We start from the raw sequence: 16840 nt of genomic DNA, 5'->3' as shown, positions 1-16840 counted from the left end.
AATGTGAGGCGACCCGACACGCGCCGCGGCGAATGTCGTCGCTTGATTTCCGGGTGTTGTCAGCGCAAGCAGCGCGTGCCCGATCGGGCCGAAGGAAGTTAGCGGGATAGTTTTCCAACCGCCAACTCGGCGGCGCTGCCGATCAATCGCGGGTCTCGCCACAGCCAGCGGGCAAGAAGATCGAATTGCGGCAGTTTCCTGCGCTTTATCCGGCGTGCCTGGCTCCATAGCGCCTGCCGACGCGCCGTATGCTTGTAGGATCGGATCGCCTCCATCGCCTTTGGCCGGTTACGATATCGGCCTTCGAGCGTGTCGAGTGCAACCCAGGTGTTGAACTGCTGCTTCAGGAACTGAGGCGAGTCGTTATCGATCGAATGAAAGATGTTGAGCCCTTCGCCGCGCACCGCGCCCGCTGCATCGCAAAGAACGACGCGCTTGGATGCGAGGACGCAGTCGCAGAAGAAGAGCACGTCCTCGGCCGCAAGCTTGAGCGTGGCCTCGAAGCGCACCTTTTCGAAGAGCTTGCGCCCGATCACCATGCAGGACATGTGAAGAAAGCTCCAGTTCTTCAGCATGACGTCCTGAAGCTCGGGGAGCTCGACGACGAGCGGACTTTCCGAGAGGCGCGTGACCGTCTCGCTCTTTTCGAGATCCGCGACCCCGAAATGATAGTAGAAGGCGTCGCCGCCCGTGATCGAGGCCCAATAGCAGTCGGCGTCGAAACGCGTCATGCTTTGATAGGCGTTCAGGAGATGATCCGGCGTCCAGACGTCGTCGGAATCGAGGAAAGCGACGAAGTCGCTGTCGGAAGGAACATTATCGAGACCGGTATTGCGCGCGCCACCCGGCCCGCCGTTAGGCTGGCGGATGACGGTGATGCGCTCCCTTTTTTCCTGGGCGAGCCCGGCAAGCTCGTCCGCTATCGGATAGGGGGATTCGTCGTCGATCACGAGAACGTGGAAATCCTCGAGCGTCTGAGCAAAAACGGATGCCAGCGCGCGCCGGAGAATTCCGGGTTCCTTCTGGTAGTACGGAATGACAACTGTGAGCTTCGCCATCTTTTCGCCCCTGCGGTTTCTCTAAAAAGAGTCTGCGTGGTCTCCTCCCACCGGGTCGCGGCCGTATATCTAGAGTTTGTCCTTTGCATTCCTCCTTCAAAGGACTTTCACGGAATCCTCGCCAATGACCCCAACCGTTAACGCAAAAACCGTAACGCGCAACGTCGGCTGGAGCGTTCTTTCCAAGACAGGGACATTCGGGCTTAAATTTGTCACGGTGCCGATTCTGGCCCGCATTCTGTCTCCCGAGGAGTTCGGCGCCGTCGCCGTTGCGCTCACCGTGGTGCAGTTCCTGGCCATGATCGGCGGCGCCGGCCTCACCTCCGCACTCGTTATCCAGCAGGATGAGGAGATGGAAACCGTGCACTCGGTTTTCTGGGCAAACCTCGCCATCGCGCTCATGATGGCGCTCGGACTGTTCGTATTTGCCGAGCCTCTGGCCACGCTGCTCGGCGCGCCGGAGGCTGCCTACCTGCTAAGGATCATGAGCCTGCTGATCCCGCTGCAGCTCGGCGGCGACGTCGCCTATTCGCTGCTTGTCCGGAGGATGAATTTCCGCAAGGACGCCGTCTGGAGCATGATCTCCGAATCGCTCGGTGCCGTCATTGCCGTCCTTCTGGCGCTGCTCGGTTTCGGCATATGGTCGCTGCTCGCCCAGCTTTTCGTCTCCGCGCTGGTGCGCCTGTCCGGCCTCTATGCCGTTTCCCGCTACGCACCGCGCTTCGTATTCTCGCTGCAACGCGTTCTGGCGCTCAGCCGCTTCAGTTTCGGCATGATGGGCTCCGAGATCGCGAACTTCATCACCTTCCAATCCCCGATGGTCGTCATATCCCGCTATCTCGGGCTATCCGACGCCGGCGCCTATTCGGCGGCAAACCGGTTCGCGAGCATCCCGAACCAGATCGTCCTCTCCGCCGTCATGGGGGTGCTGTTCCCAACCTTCGGCCAGATGATGCATGATCGCGAGCGGCGATCACAGGCGCTGATGCTTAGCACTCAGGTGACCACCGTTCTGCTGGCGCCGATGATGTTCGGCCTCTGGGCACTTGCCGAGCCGGCGATGCTCGTACTTTTCGGGAGCCAATGGGCCTATGCCTGGCCGGTCCTCGGACTTCTCGCGCTATCGAAAGGGATTCTCACCCCCTGCAGCACGTTCATCCCCTATCTGAAGGGGGTCGGCCAGGGAGCCGTCCTGTTTTGGTGGGCGCTGATTCGCGCGATTGCGACAACGGGTGCGGTCGCCTACGGAGCCATCGACGGCTCGCTGGTGGAGGCGATGATCTGGCTGTGCATCGTCAATGCCGTAACGCTTGTCGGATACTCCTGGGTGGTGTTTCGTGCCGACAGCACGCCCTTCGTCAAGGGCTTGTTCCTATCCAGCCGGCCGATGATCGCGGCGCTGCTGATGGCGCTCGTCGTCCGTTTCCTGCTCGAGCATTTCGGCGCCCATGTGCCGAACGCCGTTCTGCAATTGGTCGCCGGAACGGCCATCGGCACCGTGATCTACACGGTTCTGATCCTTTTGACGGAGCGATCGCTGTTGCGGAGGCTCCTGGAAATGGCGCGAGCACGCAAGCCGAGAGCCGCTCCCGCAGGAGCCGCCGAATAGTCAGACGAGCCCGACTGTTGAGAAAAAGGGACGAGTTTGTTACCGCCAGGGCGCGGCCGCGGGAACGGTTTGCGGCACGCCGCGTTACAGTTCGACGGCAACAACATGGATGGTCGAGATGAAAGGCATTATTCTTTGGTTGATGGGCGTTCCCCTCATCGTCATTATCCTGCTCTATATGTTCGTCTTCTGACCGCGCGGCATCGCGAATCATCCGCCTGACGAGCAAAAGTCGCGCGACTACACGCGCTCAGTCACGTCGATTTGCACGCCGCGGTGGCATTCACCCATAGTTTTGAAGGATGTGAATGGCACCCACCTGGGTTAGCCTGTTCGGGTATTTCGGCTGAACGGGGATGGGGCATGATCGGCATCAAAAGCGCGGTAGCTGCCGCCGGCGGCAGGCGCGCGCCGCACTCGGCACGACCGGTCTCTGCCGGCGCGCGGGCACTCGGCGCCGCTCTGGCGACGCTTCTTATGACCCATAACGCCGAGGCCGCAGATCCGATCATTGGTCACGCCTCGGTGATCGACGGCGATACTATTGAAATCGCGGGCGAACGCGTCCAACTTAACAGTGTGGACGCGCCGGAAGAGTGGCAGGTCTGCCTCGATGAAAGAGGAGCAGATTATCGGTGCGGCAAGGAATCGGCCTCGGCCCTGGATGCATTCTTGTCGGCATCCCGTCCGACCCGCTGCGAGTTTGCCGGACGGGATCGTTACGGCCGCTTCGTCGGAACGTGTTTCCGGGCCGATGGCAAAGACGTGAACCGCTGGTTGATCGAGTCCGGCAATGCAGTCGATCGCGACACGGACAACAAAGGCCTCTATGCATCCGCGCAGCAAACTGCCAAATCGAACGGTGCCGGAATCTGGCGCGCACAGCCCGAACACGCCTGCGCGGCGCGCGTCGGCCGCGTAAACCGAAAGCCGAATTGTTGAAGGCTGCAAACGAGAGCCAATGATCTTAGAACTCTGGATCCTGTGCGCCATTGTTACCGCCGTCGTCGCGGCGGTCCGAGGCGGCCATAGTCTGCTCTGGCTGCTCATCGGCTGTCTTCTCGGGCCGATCGGTGTTCTGGCGGCGATCTTCGTGCCTTCACTCAAATCGAAGGACCCTTTGGTTGCTGCAAAACGCCAGAGCGAGGTTGACGAGCTGGCGAAACCGCTTCGCGAAGGCGACACCAAGACCGTCTCCGCAAAACCAAAGGATCGCTGATTCCGATAACGACCTATGGCCTAGCTCTGCCGACTGCACGGCCTCAGGCCTGTTGAGATCGAATACCCGCCGCCGCTTGTTGAATTCCTCATTCCTGTGCTTGTCACAGGAATCCAGCTAGACCAAGTCCTTGGGCTGAAAGAACGCTTCCCGCGCCGCGGACGCGGCGCTGCTGGATCTCTGTGACAGGCACAGAGATGAGGGTGGAGAGGGTGCGGTCCTCGACGCGTTTCATAAACCATGAAGATAGCGGGGCGGCGCGGAAGGTCCCGGGTCACGCCGCTATACAGCGTCCCGCTTCGCTTCGATGTAGTAGCTGCACATCCCGGTCCCTCATTCCTGTGCTTGTCACAGGAATCCAGCCAGACCAAGTCCTTGGGCTGAAAGAACGCTTCCCGCGCCGCAGACGCGGCGCTGCTCTCATCCCTGTGACGAGCACAAGGATGAGGTGAGGAGAGGTTGCAGCCCTCCGAAAAGTTTTCCTATAGCGTCGCGCCTTCCGAGACACGCAAAGGTCGCTGTAGCACTTTGAGCTGCTGCATGTTTTTGTCCATTGATCGGCTACGATCAAAGGAAACATGCAGTGGGCGCACCGTGCCATTCGCCCTCTCGACAGGGACGGTGGATACGGCATCTTTCGGGGCACGTAGCTTCAAAGGGCTATAGCGTTTCACTGTTTCACAGGAACAGTGAAACGCTCTCGACTCGGAACCTGCAGCCGTCAGCGAGCCGCTGGCTGAAACAGCTCCACCATATTGCCGGAGGGATCGATCAGCAGTATCTGCGATCCGCCGGGTCCGGTCACGACGTCGTTGCGAAACCTGACGCCGGCGACGCGCAGGCGCTCGACCTCGACAGTCAGGTCGTCGACGATGAGATGAATCCGGTTCCAGCCGCCCGGCGAAGGACGTTCGCCGTCCGGCATTGGCCGTCCCGCAGAGCTCAATGGGCCGCTCAGCAACAGCCGCAGGGCACCCCGCCTGACATCCGCGAAAGCGGGAGCGTGGTTGGAGAGAAGCGAAAAGCCGAGATACTTCGTGTACCATTCGACCGCAGCCTCGACGTCGTCCACCATATAACGCACGTTGACGGTTGTTTCCGACATTCCCGCCTCCCGATCCGAGTTCACCAAAACAGCGCGAATACGCTACCAATTTTCGCGCGATTATTGGCGACGTCAATGTCCCTTTCGCGACTGCTGGTCCCCACCTCGTGCGGCGAGGGGGGCGGCCCGCACGTGAGACGGGCCGGCACTCAATCGGCGATGCGTTTCACCATGATGACATCGTCAATCTCCCGGCCCTCGTGAAGAAAACCGCCTGGAATGCGGCCGGCTACAGAAAAGCCCTCGCGATGGTAAAATCGGATCGCCGTCGGGTTGTCGGCGCTGACGGCAAGCTCCAGCTGTTTGATGCCCTCATTTCGTGCGTAATCCGCGACAGCATCCAGAAGCCGCCTCGCGAGCCCGGTTCCGCGCAGTTCCCGGCGCAAATAGACCATGACGAGCGTCGCGCGATGCGCCATCTTGCTGGCGCTCTGACGCATCAGGCCCATGATGCCGATTGGGACATCGTCCTGGAAGGCAACGAAGACGGGGTTGCCGACGGTTCTGCGCCGCCACTCCTCGTCCGGCAGCTTTTCCCAATCTTCGGCGCTGCTGGCAAAGGAGGCCGGCTCCGTCCGAAGCGCCTCCAGCCGAATGCTGCGGAAGGTCGCGACATCATCGATAACAAGCAGTCTGATCGTCGTGCTCACGATCACGCCGCCGGGTCGAAGAGGGCCATGTCGATGTCGGTCATCTCGACCCGGCGCTCGAAGGCGACCCCGTTCTCGTCGAAGAGATGGCAGTCGGCGGCGCGGATGCCGGTCCTGATCGTTTCGTCCGCACGGATCGCAAGCGTTCCCGGCAGCATGGCACAATAGTTCTCGCCCTCCCCGTCGAGCGCCACATAGGCCACGGTGTGAGCGCCGAGACGCTCGATTACCGATGGGGTGACCGTCAGCGTCAGGTCGGCGGCACCCATCTGGATGTGTTCCGGCCGGACTCCGAGCGTCAGGGATCGGCCGGCCATGCCTGCGCGGGGCATGACCGGCACAAGGACCGTCTGCCCCTTGTAGTCCACTTCCACGCCGGCCTCCGTGACGCCGGTGCAGATGACCGGCAGGAAATTCATCTTCGGGTGCCCGATGAAGCCGGCGACGAATATATTGGCGGGCTTGTGATAGAGCTCGAGCGGCGCTCCCGTCTGGGCGATCTCACCGGCATTCAGCACGACGATCCGGTCCGCCATCGTCATCGCCTCGACCTGGTCGTGCGTGACGTAGATCATCGTCGCCTTCAATTGGCGGTGAAGTTTCGCAAGCTCGATGCGCATGTCGGCCCGCAATGCCGCGTCGAGGTTCGAAAGAGGCTCGTCGAAGAGGAAGATCTTCGGCTCGCGCACGATCGCCCGCCCGATTGCCACACGCTGGCGCTGGCCGCCTGAAAGCATGCCGGGCTTCTGCTCCAGCCGCTGGTCGAGATGCAATATGCGGGCGGCATGCTCGACCTTCGCCTTCAGTTTCTCCTCGGGCATTTTCTCGACCCTGAGCGGAAAGGCGATATTCTCGAACACGCTCATATGCGGGTAGAGTGCATAGGACTGGAAGACCATGGCGATGCCCCGCCTGACCGGCGGCAGATCGTTGACGCGCTTCCCGTCGATGACGATGTCGCCGGCGGTCGTCTCGTCAAGCCCCGCGATCATTCTGAGCAACGTGGACTTGCCGCAGCCGGAGGGTCCGACAAAGACCACGAATTCGCCATTCCCGACTTCGAGCTCGATGCTCTTTAGCACCTCGTAGGTGCCGTAGAATTTCTGAACCTTGTTGAGAGTGAGCTGTCCCAATAATCTGTCTCCGGCCACCGGCGCAGCGGCATAGCCGCCAATAGGGAAGGCGGGACCGCCGAGCCGAGGCCCTGCGGTCCCGGCGGGTTTATTTGTACTGTTCGAGGTCGGCGGCCGCCTTCTTCAGGGCATCCGCCGGCTCGGCATTGCCGGTCACCACCGACTGGACCATCTCGATCATCGTGTTCTGGAAACCTTTGAAGTCCTTGAAGAGCGGCTCCGGACCACCATAGGCTATCCCGTCGATAAACGGCTTCCAGGACGGATCGGCCTTGACGAATTCGTCCACCTTCGGAGACGGCCGAAGCGGCGTCAGACCTGCACCGCCCTGCAACTCGTACTCGCCCTGCGGGCCGGGAGAGGTGATGAACTTGGCGAACTCGATCGCTTTCTCCTCGACACCCGTATCCTTGAACACCACAAGGCTGTCGGTGATCAGCAGGGTGCCTTCACCCTTGGCCGAAGGGCCGAGCGGCAGCGGCGCTACACCCCAATTGACCTTCGTTTCCTTCAGTCGGGCGGCAGCCCCGGAGCCCGACTGGATCATGCCGACTTTCCCGTCAAGGAAGATGGCGCGGATTTCATTCTGCTCGTAAGCCGTCGCCCCTTCGACCGAATAGGGGGTGATGTCCTTGTAGGCCTGCAGGGCGGCAAGGACTTCCGGGCTGTCGATGACGATATTGTCGCCGTCGATGACCTTGCCGTTATTGGTGTAAACCCAGTGCATGAACTGGTGCATGGTGTTGTCGAAGGTCTTGGCCGGAAGTCCGTAACCCGCAATACCGGTCTTTTCCTTGATCTGCTTGGCGAAGGCGATCTCTTCGGCCCAGGTTTTGGGCGGGACTTCCGGATCAAGACCGGCCTGTTTGAAAAGGTCCTTGTTCCAGTAGAGCGCCTTGGTGGAAAATGCGATAGGGACGCCCCACTGCGTTCCCTCGAATGTCACCGTGTCGACGATATTCGGATAGTAGCCTTTTTTCTCGTCCTCCGTCATCGGGACCGGAACGATCAATTCGTTCTCGGCGAACTCCTTGAGCGCGCGCGATCCGACATAGGCCATGCCGACCGGCGTCCCGGCCACGGCAAGCGTCGTCGCCTTGTCCTGACACTGGGCCCAGCCGACGACTTCGGGCGTGACCTTCCAGCCGGGATTCTTCCCCTCCCATTCCTTGATGTATTTCTCGTGGATAGGATCGATCGTGTCGCCGCAATAGATCCAGCTGATCTCCTGGTCCGCGGCCTGTGCGGCGACGCTGCCGAGAGCGGTCGATCCGAGCAGCGCAAGCGTGAAAAAGGTAGCTTTGCAAGCAATAGTCACTGATGAAACTCCCCTGTTTTAATGGTTGCTTATTGTTTCACCGCGCCGGCGGTCAGACCGCTGACGAGATAGCGTTGAAGGAAGAAGATCACGATCACGGCCGGAGCGATGCCGACGAAGCTCGCCGCCATGAGCTCATTCCAGACCACCTCCTGCCGGCCGAAATAGGCGAAAAGGCCCACGGGCAGCGGCATGTACTCGCTCTTTGAGTTGAAGGTCAGCGCGAAAATGAACTGCTGGGCATAGGAGCCGATGAAGGTCGTGATTGCCACAACGGTGATACCCGGCATGGCGATCGGCAGGATCACCCGGCGAAGAGTGTAGAAATGGCTCGCACCGTCGACGAAGGCTGCCTCGTCCAGCTCGCGCGGGATGCGCATCATGTAGGTGCGCAGAAGCCAGATAGCAGAGGGGATCAGGAAGGCGACACCCGGCACGATCATGGCAAAATAGGTATTCAGCACGCCGAAGCTGCGCATCAGCCGAAAGAGGGGGATGAGCAGCACGGCGCCCGAGAACATGTTGACCGCCAGGAAAGCGGCAAGCAGCGCCCCGCTGCCACGGAACCTGAAGCGCGCAAAGGCATAGGCCGCCGGCACCACCAGCACCAGCACGACGGCTGTCACGATGATGGAAATGAAGAAGGAGTTGAAGATATAGCGGGCGAAGCCCGGCACGCTCACCCACATGGTGCGATAGGCTTCGAAGGAGCCGTCCTCGGGCCAGAAGCGGTAGGGAGAGGAAAAAAGGCGGCTCAGCGGCTTCAGAGATACGAGGAAGCCTTCGACGAAAGGCGCGAGGATGAAAGTGAGGAAGACGAAGATGCCCGCATAGATGCCGACGAGCTCGTACCAGCGATAGCGGTTGATCATTGCGGGCTGGCTCATCGGCTTTCTCCCGTGGCAAGACGGTGCGTGACGCGGAAATAGGCGATGCAGAAGATCGACAGGAAGATGCAGATCAGCACGGCGCGCGCCGCGCCCTCCCCGTACTTCTTCGAGCCGATCGCGGTGCGGTAGGTGTCGATGATCATCGTGGTCGTGTCGCCGTTCGGCCCGCCCTGGGTCAGGATCCAGATGATGTCGAACGAGTTGAAGGTGGCGATCAGCGACAGCATCGACATGGTGATCATCGACGGCACGAGGAGCGGCAGGGTGATGCGGCGAAAGCGGTAGAAGCGCCCTGCTCCGTCGGTCCAGGCGGCCTCGTAGAGATCCTGCGGGATCGCCTGCATCGAGGCGAGCATGTAGAGCGTTACGAGGGGCACGCCGATCCAGACGTCGGTGACGATGGTCGCCCAGAAAGCGGTGGAGCCATGCGCCAGGAAGGCGACCGGACCGTCCACAAGCCCCCAGTTCTGGAGCATACCGGAGATCATCCCGAACTGGCCGTTATACATCCAGCCCCACATGAAGATGCCGATCGCCATGGGCACGATCCACGGCGGCATGGTGAGCAGGCGAAAAAGCGCCCGCCCCGGGACTGCGGCGTTCAGCATCACGGCGCCGAATGTGCCGATGATCATCTTGATCGTCACCGAGAAGGCGGTCCAGACGAAGGTGCGGAGGATCACTTCCGCGAAGGTGGCGTTGAAGATCTTGTCGTAATTGGCTGTGCCGATCCAATTGGTCGTCTTCTTCAGCGAGGCATCGGTGAAGGACAGGACGAAGGTATCGACCAGCGGATAGGCGACGATAACCGTCACGTAGAAAACGGCCGGAAGCAGCAGGATCCAGGCGAAGATGATCGTGCTGCGCCGAACGCTCATCCCCTCCCCCTCTCAAGCCGCACGGGCATGCAGGGCTTCATCGAAGCGGTCCCAGAGGGGCCGAAGATCGACGACTGTCCGTTTCATCCGCGCCTCATCCATGGACAGTGCCAGTATGCCCGCTTCCAGCGCGTCGAGCGGCGAGACCGGCAGGGGACCGCCATCCCGCACATGCGCGATGATCTCGGCCGCCATCTGCTCGTCGGCGCCGTAGTGTTGCGAAAGCGCCGTCTCCTTGGCGTAGCGCTTCTCGACGACCTTCCTGCCCGACAGCACCTCGTGCACGTCCAGATAGCCGCGAATGAAGTCGCCCTCCGCCATGCCGCGCGATCCGACGACGCAAAAGCGGCGGAACTGGTCCGGCACGTTGAGGTTGGTGTGGAAGTTCATCGCGACGCCGTTGGCATATTCGACGATGGCGACCTGATAGTCGATGATGTCGCCGTCACTGTCGAAGACCTTGTCGGAACCGAGCCAGCCGCTCGGCTTGCGGTGGAAGAGCTGCAGGTCGTTGACGCCGTCGCGACTGGGGTCATTGGCCGGAATGAAGCTCTTGCGGCCGCCGAAACTGGCGACGCGTTCCGGCCGCACGCCGACCACGCCATTGTAGAGATCGAGATCGTGACAGCATTTCTCGAGCATGAAGCTTCCGGCATAACGTCCGTAGCGGCGCCAGTCGCGCATGAAGAATGCGCCGTGATAGGGCTCTATGTGCTCGGCGGCCTCGATCGAAACCACGTGACCGAGCGTTCCCGCGGCTTGCGCAGCGCGCAGGTCACGATAGAGCGGCGCATAACGCAGCACGAGACCGACCATCAGCCGGTCGGGCCCGTGTTTCGAAAGCAGCGCCGCAAGTTCCAGGCTCTGTTCTATCGTGCTGACGATCGGCTTCTCGCAGAAGACCTTGATACCGGCCTCGAGACCGATGCGGATATGATCGAGATGCATGTGGTTCGGCGAGCCGATCATCAGGAGATCGAGCTTTTCGCCGGCGATCAGCTCTTCAGGCGTGGCGTAGGCCCTGCCGGCGGAAATGCCTTTTTCGGTAAGCGTGGCAAGGCCGGCTGGTTCGGGATCGACATATCCCGCGATCTCGAAGGCTTCGTCGATCGCCTTGAAGACATAGCCCAGATACCCCAGACGGAATCCGAGTCCGATTATCCCGACTTTCATGCTCGCGCTGTTCCCTTGTCTCGGCGTAATTATTTTTCGTAGACTGGGACAGATTTTTCACCTCGTCAATGAAAAATCGGAAATTTCGGCAGATTGTGAAATTCATTTTCATTCTCAGCCGTCAAGCTTAGCGCACGCGCAAGCAGCGGCCCAACCCATCCCTCAATCCGATTGGACGCGAGGCGCTTCAGATGTGCGCTCGACCGGCGAATGCCCGTTCAAGCCCCTGGAGCGCATCGTGAATGAGGACGGCCAGCGCGCCGACGATCAAGCCGCCCTGGAGGACAAAGGCGAGATTGTTGGATTGAAGTCCTGCGATGATGACCTCGCCAAGCGTCTTGGCCGCGACGGTCGAGCCGATCGTCGCCGTCGCGAGACTGATCACGACGGAAAGGCGGATGCCTGTCAGGATCACCGGCAGCGCCAGCGGAAGTTCGATCCTGAAGAGCCGCTGGCGCCCGGTCATTCCCGAGCCGCGTGCGGCCTCCATCACCGTCGGCGGCAGCGTCGTCAGACCGGTCAGGGCATTTTCGAAGATCGGCAGAAGGCCGTAGAGGAAGAGCGCGATCAGGGTCGGCTTCTCGCCGAAGCCGTAAATCGGGACCGCAAGCGCGAGGACCGCCACCGGCGGGAAAGTCTGGCCGATGTTCACCAGACTGCGCGAGAGCGGCAGAAACTCGGCGCCGGCCTTCCGCGTAACGATGATCGCCAGTGATACGGCGACGAGGGTCGCGGCCACCGTCGCGACGAATACAGTCCGCAAGTGCAGGACCGTCAGCCAGAACAGGCTGCCCTGGTTGTAGATGGCCGGCGCGTTCTCCTGCACCAGAGGTTTAAGCAGCGGTTCGAACCAGGCGGGCTGCAGCAGGAAAGCCAGCAACACGGCGAGCACGGTCAGCCGAAACAGATTGGGCAGCGTGGCCATCACTGCCGCCTCGCCGCACGCTTCACGATCGCTTCGAGCGTGATCTTGCCCAGGATCGCGCCGTCCGCCGCCGCGACCGGCAGTGCCGAGCGGCCCGTCCACAGAAGCTCCGACAGCGCGTCACGCTGGCTGAGAACCTCCGGGACCGGCCGGCCCTCGGCCGAGCCGGGCTCCACCGCCGCGCCGACCGTCTCGATGCCCAGCAGCCGGAATGGACGCTCGCTGGCGCCGACCAGCGTCTCGACGAAGGGTGTGGCGGGCCTGACGAGCATTTCGGCGGGCGTGGCATATTGCACCACCTCGCCCTTGTCCATCACCGCGATCCTGTCGGCAAGGTGGAAGGCCTCTTCCATGTCGTGCGTGACGAGGATGATCGTGGTGCCGAAATGTTTCTGGATGGCGGCGAGGTCGTCCTGCGCCTTGGCGCGGATGATCGGATCGAGCGCGCCGAAGGGCTCGTCCATCAGGAGCACGTTGGGCTCCGCCGCCAGTGCCCTTGCAACGCCCACCCGCTGCTGCTGCCCGCCGGAAAGCTCGTGGGGGTAGCGCGGTCCGAATTCCGCGGGATCGAGCTGGAACAGCTTCAGCAGCTCCTCGACCTTGGCATCGATGCGGGCTTTTTCCCAGCCGAGCAGCGTCGGCACTGTCGCGATGTTCTGCGCGACCGTCCTGTGCGGGAAGAGGCCATGGCCCTGAATGGCGTAGCCGATGCGCCGGCGCAGCTCGAAACCGGGAATCGACCGATTGTCCTCCCCGTCTATCCTGATCGTCCCGGCCGTCGGCTCGACGAGGCGATTGATCATTCTGAGGAGCGTCGTCTTGCCGGAGCCGGAGGTTCCGACGACGACGGTGACCGTATGCGGCGCGACCGTCAGCGACACGTCGCTCACGACTGCCGTATCGGCATAGCGCTTGGTTATTCCCTCGATTTCGATCATGCGGCGTTGCCTCGGCTGCGGTTCGGCATGGTCATCTCGATCAGCGCGTCGAGCACGATTGCGGCTGTAAAGGCCAGTACGACGGTAGGAATGGCACCGAGCAGCACAAGGTCCATCGCCGTCTGACCCACCCCCTGGAAGACGAAAACCCCGAACCCCCCGCCGCCGATAAGGGCGGCGATCGTCGCAAGCCCGATGTTCTGCACCAGCACGATGCGGATGCCGGTCAGGATCACGGGAAAGGCCAGCGGAAACTCGATCGCGACGAGGCGCTGCCGATCCGTCATGCCGATGCCTCGCGCCGCGTCGGTGGCCGCGTGCGGCACGCCGGCAAGCCCGACGACCGTATTCGCGACGACAGGCAGCAGGGAGTAGAGGAAGAGCGCGACGAATGCGGGGGCGGCCCCGATGCCGCGGATGCCGATCGCCGCAGCGCCGGGAACATTCGCCGCGACCCAGCCGAGCGGCGCGATCAGAATGCCGAAAAGTGCAATGGAAGGGATCGTCTGGATGGCATTCAGGACATTGAGCACGCCGGCCCGCAACCGTTCGACGCGGTGACAGAGAATGCCGAGCGGCAATCCGACGATGGTCGCCGCGGCAAGCGAGCCGAGCGCCAGCGTCACGTGACGGCCCGCCTCGGTCCAGAACAGTTCGGCGCGGTTGGCATATTCTTTCATGATCGAAAGGTCGTCCCAGCGGCCGGTGACGAGCATTCCTCCAGCGAGGAGGAGGACGCCCGCGAAAACGAGAAGCCGCAGACCAGGCCCCGGGTTGAGGCGGGTCAAGGCGTCCGCGAGCAACAATGAGAAGGCAAAGACCAGGACCCAGAAGCCGGAAGCCGGAGACACGCGTGCAAAGCTGTTGTCGGGCGGCGTCAGGTGATCGGCTGCCACTCCGATCAGAAGAGCGAGAGCTGCCAGCGCAGCCAGTGCCACGCCCATCCGCAAGAGGCGCGGCGTCCTCCCAAACGCGACGGCGGCGCCGGCGACCACGAGGGCGAGGAGCCCGTAGCCGAGCGGCGGCGGAAGTGCCTCCAGGATGGCCCGCGCTTCGCCCTGAATGATCCGGTTTGCACGAAACGTCGCGAAAGGAGCAACGAAAGCGCCATAGAGGACGAGGATCGCGATGATCAGGCCGAGCTTGTCGAAACGGAAGGCCAAGCGTTCCTTTTTCTGGATGATGCCAATCGCCATTCAGCCGTCCGTTCGACGCAGGGTGAGGGAGAGCGCGGTCGAAGTCTTATCGGACCAGCGCCCTTCCCCGGCGTCAAGCTATTTCAGGAAGCCGTTCGCCTTCAGGAAGTCCTCGGCAACGGCCTTGGCCGACTCGCCACCGACCTGCACGCGGCCGTTGAGCTCCTGCAGGGTGGTGAGGTCGAGCTTTTCGAAGACGGGCTTCAGGATCTCTTCGATCGCCGGATTTTCCTTGAGAACCGCCTCGCGGATGATCGGCGCCGGCTGATAGACCGGCTGGACGGCCTTGTCATCCTCGAGAACCACGAGACCGGAGGGCGCGATCCCTCCATCGGTGCCGTAGACCATTGCCGCGTTGGCGCCGTTCGTCTGGTTTGCCGCAGCCGCGATGGTCGCGGCGGTATCGCCACCGGAGAGCGTGATGAGCTGTTCCGGTTTCAGCTTGAAGGAATAGGTGGTCTGGAACGCAGGCAGGGCGGCGGCGGAGTTGACGAATTCGGACGAAGCCGCGAGCACGACTTCGCCGCCGTCAGAAACGAATTTGCCGAAATCCGAGAGGGTCTTGAGGTTGTTCTTCTCGGCAACGTCCTTGCGCACCGCGATCGCCCAGGTGTTGTTGGCCGGCGACGGCGTCAGCCAGACGATCTTGTTGGCGTCATAGTCGAGCTTCTTCGCCTCTTCATAGGCTTTCGCCGCATCCTTCCAGGCCGGGTCGTCGGCCTTCTCGAAGAAGAAGGCGGCGTTGCCGGTATATTCGGGATAGATGTCGATCTCGCCGGCGATGATCGCCTTGCGCACGACAGGCGTGGCGCCGAGTTGCACGCGATTCGTCGTCTTGATGTCGTTGGCGTTCAGGACCGAGAGGATGATGTTGCCGAGAACGCCGCCCTCCGTGTCGATCTTCGAGGAAACGACGACGTCGGCCTCGGCAGCCGCGGTGGTGAGTGCAAGCGCAATGGCGGCACCGATCAGTGTCCTGGTGAAGTTCAGTCGCATGATTGTCTCCCTCGGTTTTGAACTCGAATTTTGATCACGCTTTCCGCGCTGCGTCCGGCCAAGACGTTCCATATATGTCAGCTTTCCGGAAAAAATCGAGCTTAAGCTGTCTGCACTTGATATCCGTTCCATGGCGCCCTCCGGATCGGGCGGCGCGCGTCGCCGTCGATGCGCATTGCAATCGGACGTAATGTGGACCACTCTTCCGCCCGGCGCCAGCATCTCCTCGGGGGTTGTCATGAACAAGCATTTCGATGCGATCATCATCGGTGCCGGCCAGGCGGGACCTTCACTCGCCGGACGGCTGTCGGATACGGGCAAGACCGTCGCGCTCATCGAGCGCAAGCTCTTCGGCGGCACCTGCGTCAACACCGGCTGCATGCCGACCAAGGCGATGGTCGCGAGCGCCTATGCGATCCACACGGCCCGGCGCGGAGCCGAATACGGCATGACGACAGGACCCGTCTCGGTCGATTTCGGTCGCGTCATGGCGCGAAAGGAAAAAGTCCGGCTCGATGCCCGCTCAGGCGTCGAAAAGTGGCTCAGGGGTATGAAGAACTGCACCGTCTTCGAGGGCCACGCCCGTTTCGAAGGTCCGCGTGACGTCCGCATCGGCGACGAACTGATTTCGGGGGAGCGGATCTTCGTCAATGTGGGCGGCCGCGCCGCGGTTGCCGATCTGCCGGGCGTGATCGAGATTCCTTATCTCACCAACAGTTCGATCATGGACCTTGACGAGTTGCCTGAACATCTCGTCGTGGTGGGCGGCAGCTATATCGGGCTCGAATTCGCCCAGATGTTCCGCCGCTTCGGCTCCGACGTCACCGTCATCGAAAAGGGCCCGCGGCTGATCGGGCGGGAGGATCCGGAGGTCTCCGACGCGATCCGTGAGATCCTGGAGAACGAGGGCATTCGAATACGCGCGAATGCGGAATGCATCCGCTTCTCGAACCATGCGGACGGCATCGTCGTGGGCGTTGATTGCACGTCGGGCGAGCCCCAGGTGACCGGCTCGCATGTGCTGCTTGCAACCGGCCGCCACCCCAATACGGATGATCTCGGCCTGGAAAAGGCGGGCGTGAAAACCGACGAACGGGGCTATATCGAGGTCGACGACAGCCTGCGCACCAATGTTCCCCATATTTTCGCAATGGGCGACTGCAACGGCCGCGGCGCCTTCACGCACACGTCCTACAACGACTTCGAGATCGTTGCCGCCAATCTCATCGACGACGATCCGCGCCGGGTGAGCGACCGCATCCAGACCTACGCCCTCTATATCGACCCGCCGCTCGGGCGCGCCGGCATGACCGAAACCGAGGCCCGCAAGAAAGGACACAAGCTCCTGATCGGGACGCGCCCCATGACACGGGTCGGCCGCGCGGTCGAAAAGGGCGAGACGCAGGGCTTCATGAAAGTCATCGTCGATGCGGAAACCAAGGACATCCTCGGCGCATCGATTCTCGGAACGGGCGGCGACGAGGCGATCCAGAGCATTCTTGACGTGATGTATGCGAAGAAGCCCTACACGACGATCGCCCGCGCGGTGCATATTCACCCGACCGTATCGGAACTCATCCCCACGGTGTTCGGAGATCTGTCGCCGGCGTAGCGTCGGGGGATTGCCCCTCATCCGCCTGCCGGCACCTTCTCCCCGCGAGCGGGGCGCAGGGACCCCTAGGTCCCTTCTCATGCTTCAACTCCGCTGGAGAACTGTGGCCGCGCCGCTTGTCCCTTCTCCCCGTTTCGGAC

General features: G+C 61.9%; 16 protein-coding genes. 4 read left to right on the top strand and 12 right to left on the bottom strand.

The features are described 5' to 3' along the window. Positions 1 to 98: 98 nt before the first annotated feature. Positions 99 to 1058, bottom strand: coding sequence for a succinoglycan biosynthesis glycosyltransferase ExoW (gene exoW, locus AC5J09_RS06775; RefSeq protein WP_324763761.1), 960 nt, complete (start codon positions 1056 to 1058; stop codon positions 99 to 101). Between the two features lie 124 nt (positions 1059 to 1182). Here exoW and exoT point away from each other — a divergent pair, with 124 nt between their 5' ends. From exoT to AC5J09_RS06760, 3 genes are all read left to right on the top strand, one after another. Continuing rightward, complete coding sequence (gene exoT, locus AC5J09_RS06770) at positions 1183 to 2667, top strand: succinoglycan biosynthesis transport protein ExoT (protein WP_324763762.1); 1485 nt, start codon at positions 1183 to 1185, stop codon at positions 2665 to 2667. Positions 2668 to 3030: 363 nt separating this feature from the next. Beyond that, positions 3031 to 3609, top strand: coding sequence for a thermonuclease family protein (locus tag AC5J09_RS06765; RefSeq protein ID WP_324763763.1), 579 nt, complete (start codon positions 3031 to 3033; stop codon positions 3607 to 3609). A gap of 19 nt (positions 3610 to 3628) precedes the next feature. Further along, on the top strand, positions 3629 to 3886 hold the full coding sequence (locus tag AC5J09_RS06760) for a hypothetical protein (RefSeq protein ID WP_324763764.1): 258 nt from the start codon (positions 3629 to 3631) through the stop codon (positions 3884 to 3886). 721 nt (positions 3887 to 4607) lie between these two features. On the opposite strand, the gene AC5J09_RS06755 is transcribed toward AC5J09_RS06760, so the two are convergent. From AC5J09_RS06755 to osmF, 11 genes are all read right to left on the bottom strand, one after another. Continuing rightward, positions 4608 to 4991: a VOC family protein gene (locus AC5J09_RS06755; RefSeq protein WP_324763765.1), complete on the bottom strand. Its 384-nt coding sequence runs from the start codon at positions 4989 to 4991 to the stop codon at positions 4608 to 4610. Positions 4992 to 5140: 149 nt separating this feature from the next. Continuing rightward, a complete protein-coding gene (locus AC5J09_RS06750; RefSeq protein ID WP_324763766.1) occupies positions 5141 to 5641 on the bottom strand; it encodes a GNAT family N-acetyltransferase in 501 nt (166 codons plus the stop codon). 2 nt (positions 5642 to 5643) lie between these two features. Further along, positions 5644 to 6774 (bottom strand): ABC transporter ATP-binding protein, encoded by a 1131-nt coding sequence (locus AC5J09_RS06745; protein ID WP_324763767.1) that lies wholly within the window; start codon positions 6772 to 6774, stop codon positions 5644 to 5646. An 88-nt stretch (positions 6775 to 6862) separates the two neighbouring features. Further along, complete coding sequence (locus AC5J09_RS06740; protein WP_100670382.1) at positions 6863 to 8092, bottom strand: ABC transporter substrate-binding protein; 1230 nt, start codon at positions 8090 to 8092, stop codon at positions 6863 to 6865. 29 nt (positions 8093 to 8121) lie between these two features. Then, positions 8122 to 8979 (bottom strand): carbohydrate ABC transporter permease, encoded by an 858-nt coding sequence (locus AC5J09_RS06735; protein ID WP_100670384.1) that lies wholly within the window; start codon positions 8977 to 8979, stop codon positions 8122 to 8124. Then, positions 8976 to 9860 (bottom strand): carbohydrate ABC transporter permease, encoded by an 885-nt coding sequence (locus AC5J09_RS06730; RefSeq protein ID WP_100670386.1) that lies wholly within the window; start codon positions 9858 to 9860, stop codon positions 8976 to 8978. Before AC5J09_RS06730 ends, AC5J09_RS06735 begins: the two co-directional genes overlap by 4 nt. 12 nt (positions 9861 to 9872) lie before the next feature. After that, entirely contained in the window at positions 9873 to 11033 is a 1161-nt protein-coding gene (locus AC5J09_RS06725; protein ID WP_324763768.1) for a Gfo/Idh/MocA family protein, read from the bottom strand. A 187-nt stretch (positions 11034 to 11220) separates the two neighbouring features. Then, positions 11221 to 11958: an ABC transporter permease gene (locus tag AC5J09_RS06720; protein ID WP_100670392.1), complete on the bottom strand. Its 738-nt coding sequence runs from the start codon at positions 11956 to 11958 to the stop codon at positions 11221 to 11223. After that, positions 11958 to 12896: an ABC transporter ATP-binding protein gene (locus AC5J09_RS06715; RefSeq protein WP_324763769.1), complete on the bottom strand. Its 939-nt coding sequence runs from the start codon at positions 12894 to 12896 to the stop codon at positions 11958 to 11960. The genes AC5J09_RS06720 and AC5J09_RS06715 overlap by 1 nt, the downstream gene beginning before the upstream one ends. Further along, positions 12893 to 14092, bottom strand: coding sequence for an ABC transporter permease (locus AC5J09_RS06710; protein WP_324763770.1), 1200 nt, complete (start codon positions 14090 to 14092; stop codon positions 12893 to 12895). The genes AC5J09_RS06715 and AC5J09_RS06710 overlap by 4 nt, the downstream gene beginning before the upstream one ends. 78 nt (positions 14093 to 14170) lie before the next feature. Then, positions 14171 to 15088, bottom strand: coding sequence for a glycine betaine ABC transporter substrate-binding protein OsmF (gene osmF / locus AC5J09_RS06705; protein WP_324763771.1), 918 nt, complete (start codon positions 15086 to 15088; stop codon positions 14171 to 14173). A gap of 238 nt (positions 15089 to 15326) precedes the next feature. Here osmF and AC5J09_RS06700 point away from each other — a divergent pair, with 238 nt between their 5' ends. After that, the gene (locus AC5J09_RS06700) at positions 15327 to 16700 is read left to right on the top strand and encodes an FAD-containing oxidoreductase (protein ID WP_324763772.1); all 1374 of its coding nucleotides are present in this window, start codon (positions 15327 to 15329) and stop codon (positions 16698 to 16700) included. Positions 16701 to 16840: the final 140 nt, after the last annotated feature.

Source organism: Sinorhizobium sp. (assembly GCF_059070375.1).
The sequence above is the reverse complement of the archived record's forward strand: the minus strand, read 5'-3'. Positions and strand labels throughout refer to the sequence as shown.

Coding starts and splice junctions, on each gene's coding strand:
- AC5J09_RS06715 (WP_324763769.1), bottom strand. CDS start 12,896: ATGATCGAAATCGAGGGAATAACCAAGCGCTATGCCGATACGGCAGTC.
- AC5J09_RS06720 (WP_100670392.1), bottom strand. CDS start 11,958: ATGGCCACGCTGCCCAATCTGTTTCGGCTGACCGTGCTCGCCGTGTTG.
- exoW (WP_324763761.1), bottom strand. CDS start 1,058: ATGGCGAAGCTCACAGTTGTCATTCCGTACTACCAGAAGGAACCCGGA.
- AC5J09_RS06735 (WP_100670384.1), bottom strand. CDS start 8,979: ATGAGCCAGCCCGCAATGATCAACCGCTATCGCTGGTACGAGCTCGTC.
- AC5J09_RS06725 (WP_324763768.1), bottom strand. CDS start 11,033: ATGAAAGTCGGGATAATCGGACTCGGATTCCGTCTGGGGTATCTGGGC.
- AC5J09_RS06730 (WP_100670386.1), bottom strand. CDS start 9,860: ATGAGCGTTCGGCGCAGCACGATCATCTTCGCCTGGATCCTGCTGCTT.
- AC5J09_RS06760 (WP_324763764.1), top strand. CDS start 3,629: ATGATCTTAGAACTCTGGATCCTGTGCGCCATTGTTACCGCCGTCGTC.
- osmF (WP_324763771.1), bottom strand. CDS start 15,088: ATGCGACTGAACTTCACCAGGACACTGATCGGTGCCGCCATTGCGCTT.
- AC5J09_RS06710 (WP_324763770.1), bottom strand. CDS start 14,092: ATGGCGATTGGCATCATCCAGAAAAAGGAACGCTTGGCCTTCCGTTTC.
- AC5J09_RS06765 (WP_324763763.1), top strand. CDS start 3,031: ATGATCGGCATCAAAAGCGCGGTAGCTGCCGCCGGCGGCAGGCGCGCG.
- AC5J09_RS06755 (WP_324763765.1), bottom strand. CDS start 4,991: ATGTCGGAAACAACCGTCAACGTGCGTTATATGGTGGACGACGTCGAG.
- exoT (WP_324763762.1), top strand. CDS start 1,183: ATGACCCCAACCGTTAACGCAAAAACCGTAACGCGCAACGTCGGCTGG.
- AC5J09_RS06700 (WP_324763772.1), top strand. CDS start 15,327: ATGAACAAGCATTTCGATGCGATCATCATCGGTGCCGGCCAGGCGGGA.